General features: G+C 47.6%; 5 protein-coding genes. 4 read left to right on the forward strand and 1 reads right to left on the reverse strand.

What is annotated here, in order from left to right; translation table 11 throughout:
* Positions 1-355 precede the first annotated feature (355 nt).
* Together BG32_RS08395 and BG32_RS08400 are read left to right on the forward strand one after the other, a co-directional pair.
* Complete coding sequence (locus BG32_RS08395; protein ID WP_014731221.1) at positions 356-1,411, forward strand: tyrosine-protein phosphatase; 1,056 nt, start codon at positions 356-358, stop codon at positions 1,409-1,411.
* 75 nt (positions 1,412-1,486) lie between these two features.
* Positions 1,487-2,056 carry a phosphatase PAP2 family protein gene (locus BG32_RS08400; protein WP_014731222.1) on the forward strand — a complete coding sequence of 190 codons (570 nt, stop codon included), beginning with the start codon at positions 1,487-1,489 and terminating at the stop codon, positions 2,054-2,056.
* A 20-nt stretch (positions 2,057-2,076) separates the two neighbouring features.
* Here BG32_RS08400 and BG32_RS08405 read toward each other — a convergent pair whose 3' ends face one another.
* Positions 2,077-2,865 carry a hypothetical protein gene (locus tag BG32_RS08405; RefSeq protein WP_014731223.1) on the reverse strand — a complete coding sequence of 263 codons (789 nt, stop codon included), beginning with the start codon at positions 2,863-2,865 and terminating at the stop codon, positions 2,077-2,079.
* A 514-nt stretch (positions 2,866-3,379) separates the two neighbouring features.
* Here BG32_RS08405 and BG32_RS08410 point away from each other — a divergent pair.
* Both BG32_RS08410 and BG32_RS08415 read left to right on the forward strand, forming a co-directional pair.
* Complete coding sequence (locus BG32_RS08410; RefSeq protein WP_014731224.1) at positions 3,380-4,486, forward strand: B12-binding domain-containing protein; 1,107 nt, start codon at positions 3,380-3,382, stop codon at positions 4,484-4,486.
* The gene (locus BG32_RS08415; protein ID WP_014731225.1) at positions 4,479-5,414 is read left to right on the forward strand and encodes a GGDEF domain-containing protein; all 936 of its coding nucleotides are present in this window, start codon (positions 4,479-4,481) and stop codon (positions 5,412-5,414) included. The genes BG32_RS08410 and BG32_RS08415 overlap by 8 nt, the downstream gene beginning before the upstream one ends.
* The last annotated feature ends 687 nt before the right edge of the window (positions 5,415-6,101 follow it).

Raw genomic sequence — 6,101 nt, forward strand, 5'->3', positions numbered from 1 at the left:
ACTGATCCTTTGCTCTTTCCAACCCCCAATCCGCTACCACCGGCCACGGTCTTCAAAACCCAGATCCCGAAACAAGTTCGGGCTGACAGAGTTGGGGGCTTCCATGAACCGCTGCCCGGATAACTTCCTGCCGTTGTTATCCCCACACTTTGATCTTTCGTTTCTCTACGGCTCTATCTGTGGTATAAACTGTATATCAGGTGTTTTAACGCGGAGCAACAGTGCCATGCGGCTGTCGCATTACCTTCAAATCGACTGGATAGTGAAGGTTGTTCTTTTCGTGATTAAAAGTCGCTGGTGATATAATTGTGGTGCAAATACCTTAACGTCTAAAAAAGATAGGTGGAGGTGTTTTATGCTTAAAAGAGGGTTTTTACTGGGTGTATTTGTGGTTCTGTCAGCTTTGATGCTAGCCGGAATCGTTGGTGCAGTAGCTGAAATTGATAAGTACGGTAACGTTCATACTAATATCCCGATGGAAGCAGTTGTTTACGCCGCTATTGAAGCGGGAGATCTGGTTTACGTAACGATGGGAACGACCACTATCATGGTTCCGTTCGTGACCACATACGGTGATGTCGACAGAGGGAAGCCGCTTGCGAGATATTCCGACGATCATGTTCTTCTTGCGATCAACTATGGCAATTTTGCGAAGACTTATGGACTGGAAGTTGGAAGTCCCGTCTATATGGGTCTAGTCGAGAAGGGGGCTTACAAGGATGAGCTGGAGATAAGACATCTTGTGAGAAGCGACGTAAGGGAAGATTACGCGAGCGATGAGATTTTCGCGAACTTCAGAGAGATTACCCTCGGAGATATTGCTCCAGGTAAGCTTTACAGATGCTCCCATCCCTCGATAGACGATCCCAGGGCTCCGTACGCATCGGCTCTTATCGAGCAGGCCGGTATCAAGACTGTCATCAATCTCTCCGACTCGGATGAAGAGCTCGCATCAAATCTTGAATACTCGGAGTACTACAAGTCCATCAGCGAGGCCGGCAACCTAATCAATTTGAATATGGGTGTCGATCCTCTCGCAGACGACTTTGCGAAGAAGCTCGGAGAAGGCCTTAGATTCATGATAGCTCACGAGCCTCCGTACCTGATTCACTGTGTCGAAGGCAAGGATAGGGCCGGAATCGCATCTGCTCTGCTTGGCGCAATCATGAACGCCAAGACCGACGAGATCTATGCCGATTATGTCAAGTCTTACGAGAACTACTATAATGTAGTACCGGGAACCGCAGCTTACGAAGCAGTAAGAAAGATCATCGTTGATCTCTTCGTTATAATGAACGACGGCAATCCCGTCGACGATCTCAACGTGAAGAGCGTTGCTTTAGACTACCTGACGAAGAAGGCCGGTCTCTCTTACACCGAGATCGCTGCAATTCAGGATATTCTTAGATAGTTTTATAGAGAGTGTTATTATCGAGGGGCGGTCTAGAACCGCCCCTTTTCTTAGAGATTATGGTGGTGTTCTAGAATGTGGGATGCGCTTAATCAGATTGAGCTTTCGGTTATGGATTCGCTTAATGCAGTTATGTCTGGACAGTTTATGGATCTCTTTCTCTCGTTCATGCTGTTTCTCGAGAGGGGAGCCTTAGTATGGATCCTGCTTACGGTCTTTCTCCTCCTAGATAAGAAATACCGTAGGGCAGGTTATATGACTTCGCTGGGACTCGGTATAAGTTTACTGATTGCCTTCGTTATCTTTAAGCCCGTTTTCGGGCGGCTGCGGCCGCTCGAGTTTATCGAGGGGTATACTATCATCTTTCCAATTCCCGAGACTTATTCCTTTCCGTCTTCTCCGGTTGCCGTCGCTTTTGCCTACACTGCAGTCTTATGGAACAGCGTCAAAATGCTCAGGGTCCCGCTAGCTCTACTTTCTTCTCTAATAGCTCTGGCAGAGGTTTACGTCTATTTCAGCTATTTCTCGGATGTTATTGCCGGTGCCCTTATCGGTATAGCATGCGGAATTCTCACCGTATGGCTCTTCGATAAGTACACTATTATCAAGCCCGAGAGAAACGACAAGTCTGACAGCTTAGAGTAACTACGTTTCTAGTAGGTGATTTACCAGTCGACCGCTGCCCTGAAGAGGTCGGTGTTGCCTGGAACGATTCCCATAAGGGTTCCTGTAAATGCATATGCGCTGGAAATCGCTACTACTTTACCTCCCCCGATATTGGATGCTACTACAATCGGTATGGGAGGAGTAGCCTCCGGTACATAGGTCACTTCATCGCCACTGGGTACATAGGTAGTGAAGATTGCAGATGATTCCGCAAAGATCGCGACTGTCGCATTCCCTTCCACAGTAAGCTTGGTAGCCATCATCATGGCGATCTTCGCAGAGAGGGTAGATGCAAGCGGGTGGGTCGTGAAGTTATCGGTTGTTATCATCATCTTGTTTCCGCCGATGTTGTTGACGGTATCCGTTACAAGCCCCCACACAAAACCTATGCCAGTATTGAGGCCGTCGGAAAGAGCATCTAGAAAGAAGGTGCTTGCCGGCGGAACCTCAGCAAGGATATCCATCATAATTATCTTGCCTTTTTTGCTGAGCTGTGTTTCCAGTTTGTCTATGTCCGAAGTAGAATAACTAGCGCCGGGCATCGAAAGGATAACTATCGCGTAGTTCTGCGGTTCAAACCCCTCGACAGAGGAGTATTTGTAGTCGTAACCCTTGGCCGCGAGAATAGCAATTATTCCATCGAAAAATTCGCTCTCTTCCCCTCCAAATCTGTTTGCATGGGAGTCATCTATAAGAACAATCTTTGGAAGAGGCTTATCTCCCCATATGCATCCCGAAAGAAGAAAGATCAGAACAACTATCATGAGCGGTACGAAGAAACGTTTCATTTTCTCACCTCCCATCGAGTTCATACGATTGGAGTCGAAAGTTAGATTATACGCGTTGAAGTATAGGGAATTAAGCTGGAGAGACGGTAGGCTATTTCTAGTCTAAGAGATTTCCGAATCGAGTCTAAAGAAACTCCATTCAGACGGGAATGTGTACTTGGAAGTGCTTTGTGCTTTTCATTTAGATACTGAAATAAATCGGACACTTAAATGAATTTCTTCTGTGAATGCTCCGGCATGATCAGGCTACCTTTGAAGGCTGTGTAACAACTCGAATCTCAAAATCGGATAATCGATACTTGCCGCAGGATATCGCCTCTGCCGGTTTTAGGACGCCAAAAGAGGTCAGACAATTATGAAGCGAAAAGCCGCCGTGTATTTGGCCTTTTCTCTACATCGGATTGACCAGGGTTAGATGATAAGCTGAAGGATTCCTGTGAACTAGGTCTCATTAGTTTATAATGTGTATGCGGAATAGGCTAGAATTCGATTAAATCACTTTGGGAGTGTTTATATGCAGAGAGTATCGGATGATTTTGGAAAAAATCTGAGTGTTTCAGCCTCGGCGGCTATGGAGTACGAGTCTCAGGGAGAGAAGATGCTAAAGAGGGTTAACGAGCTTATGGCGGCGAGAGAGGACATTTCTGAACTTCTCGGTATGAATCCGCTATACATAATGTATGACAACAACTCGAATCATCTCCAATTCATCTCAAACGTCATTAAGCTGAACGACTACGATCTCCTGGCGAAGTCTCTACCCTGGGTATATAAGACTTACACCTCGAGGGATTTCTCTGTCGAATTCTTTCCTGAAGTCTTGAAGGCCTGGATGAAGGCGATAGATGAGTTTCTAACTCCGGAAAGCGCCGCTCAGGTAATCGAAGTATATCTTGAAATGTTGGATTCACATAATGCGGCTGTAGAACATGCTCAGGAGGGTCTGATCCAGATGAAGGTTGACGAGGACTGGAAGGCTATCGAGAGGCAAACCGTCTTAGCCCTGCTCACAGGCGATTATAAAAAGCTTAGAGAGATTGCTAACCGTGAAATCAATAGCGAAAAATTGCTCGCCGATTTCTATTTGAAGGTAGTTCAGCCTGCAATGTACGAGATAGGTTACCTATGGCAGACCGGTGAGATATCCATTGCCGAGGAACATCTCGCGACTTCTCTTATGAATAGGCTTATGGCAAGCACATACAGCATGATCGAGACCGTACCTTCGCACCCCAGAAGAAAGGCCGTTGTGCTCAGTTCGCAGAACGAATACCACGAGCTTGGAGCAAGGATACTTGCCGACCTTCTTGAACTGAGCGGCTGGAATGTCAGCTATCTCGGAGCAAATACACCGGTGTCCGAAGTGCTCAAGCATCTGAAGAAGAATCTTCCTTTTTTGCTGGCGATCTCCGTTACGATGTCCTTCAATCTCGATCTCACGAAAAAGCTAATTCAGTCCGTTCACAATGATAGTGACTTCAAAACAATGAGGATCATGGTCGGAGGTCTGGTAATCAACGAATCAGAGGATCTCTGGAAGAGACTGGGTGCCGATGGAACTGCCGAATCGGCCGATGAGGCTATCGAGCTTGCCAAACAATGGTGGAAAGAGCGTGAATGAGCTAAGAGAGGCTATCCTTTCGAATAAAGATGATTTCTTTTCCGCTCTCGAGAATCTATCTGGAGCAATCCTTATTCTCTTTGACAACGAAGGCAAGATCCTTGATCACAGCCCCTCTCTGATTTCTTTGGTGGAGAAAAGTGATACTCTCAAAGGCGAGAATATTTGCAATCTTGTTGTGGACAATTCCCAAGCACTATTGAAGAGATTTGGAGCGAAGCCTGTAAGAATCGGTCTTAGCGATTCAAGATCGAACATTCATCTAGTGAGCGGATTTGTCATGCTTGTCGACGAGTCAAGGAGGCTGTTTCTAGGCGTGAAGATTGGCCTTTCGGCCGGAGACATTATGGAGAGCATGTCGAAGGTTACGGATGAGCTCGCATCGCTTACGAGAGAGCTAGCGCGTAAGAACAAAGAGCTTCAGGCTGCAAATAAAGAGATAGAAAGGCTGATGAACTGCGACCCGCTGACTGGATTGTCGAACAGACGTGAATTCATGAACAGGCTAGATAAAGAGATAGAGAGCTTATGCTCGACCTGCAAGCCTCTTTCCATAATAATGGCAGACATAGACGACTTCAAGAGAGTCAACGATACTAGAGGCCACCCCGAAGGCGACAGAGTTCTACAGCTGTTCGCTGATGTTCTAAACGAAATAATCTCACCAAGACGGACTACCGTGAGATACGGTGGCGAGGAATTCATTGTAATGCTTCCCGAAACGACATCAGAAGAGGCTACCGAGATCGCAGAAGAGGTTCGGAAGAACTTCGAGAGAGAGACTGAGAAAAAGCTCGGATTGACAGTCACGGCCAGCTTCGGGGTCGCCACATTTAAGCCTTCAGACACGAAGTCAAGCATACTAAAACGTGTCGACGACGCTCTTTATAGTGCAAAATCCGGTGGAAAAAACAGAGTGGTGCGTTGAAAGCGGGCATATCTGCTGAAGAAGGCCAGTTCCCATTGAAACAAGACGCAAGGCGCCGAAAAACATCGGCGGACGCAATGCCGACTCCATTGAGAAGTGATTCTGGGAAGAGCATCCCAGGAAGTGATGCGCCGAAAGATCCCGGCGGAAGTGATGCCCGGAGGATCATCCGGGGAAGTGAGGCTGCTTCGCAGGAGGGAAAAAAACCAGTCTGCTGCGCAGGCCAGTCAAAAGGCGAGAATCGTCGCCGCCAGTGAAGGCTTCGCCTTCGCCAGCACCACCTCACGGGAGAAGAACCGCTGAATGCTGCAAATAGCCGTCCTTGGTCCTTCGCCCGCGCCAAGAAGCACCGGTTCTTCGTTCCGAGGCTGCGCGTCCAGGTTGGAACCAGATCCCGAAACAAGTTCGAGATGACAGTGTTACGTGATTGCGAAAACGTCACATACCGTCATCTGAACGTGATTAAGAATCTCGTGTCGATGGTTCCTGACATTGATCAGAACGAAGAACAGATTCTCGCTCTGGAGAAGGTTCTCCTCGATGAACGGTGAACCATTGAACGGTTAACCAACCTTTCTTGAACTGTCCAACCCCCAACCCGCTACTACCGGCCACGGTCTTCACGAAGCCCAGATCCCGAAACAAGTTCGGGATGACAATGTGAGGGACTTCCCAAACGCGCTGCCC

Source organism: Mesotoga sp. HF07.pep.5.2.highcov (assembly GCF_003666285.1).
Lineage (GTDB): Bacteria > Thermotogota > Thermotogae > Petrotogales > Kosmotogaceae > Mesotoga > Mesotoga prima.

Bases quoted from the DNA above. Each gene is read 5' to 3' on its own strand.
- BG32_RS08400 (WP_014731222.1), top strand. From the start codon at position 1,487: ATGTGGGATGCGCTTAATCAGATTGAGCTTTCGGTTATGGATTCGCTT.
- BG32_RS08405 (WP_014731223.1), bottom strand. From the start codon at position 2,865: ATGAAACGTTTCTTCGTACCGCTCATGATAGTTGTTCTGATCTTTCTT.
- BG32_RS08410 (WP_014731224.1), top strand. From the start codon at position 3,380: ATGCAGAGAGTATCGGATGATTTTGGAAAAAATCTGAGTGTTTCAGCC.
- BG32_RS08395 (WP_014731221.1), top strand. From the start codon at position 356: ATGCTTAAAAGAGGGTTTTTACTGGGTGTATTTGTGGTTCTGTCAGCT.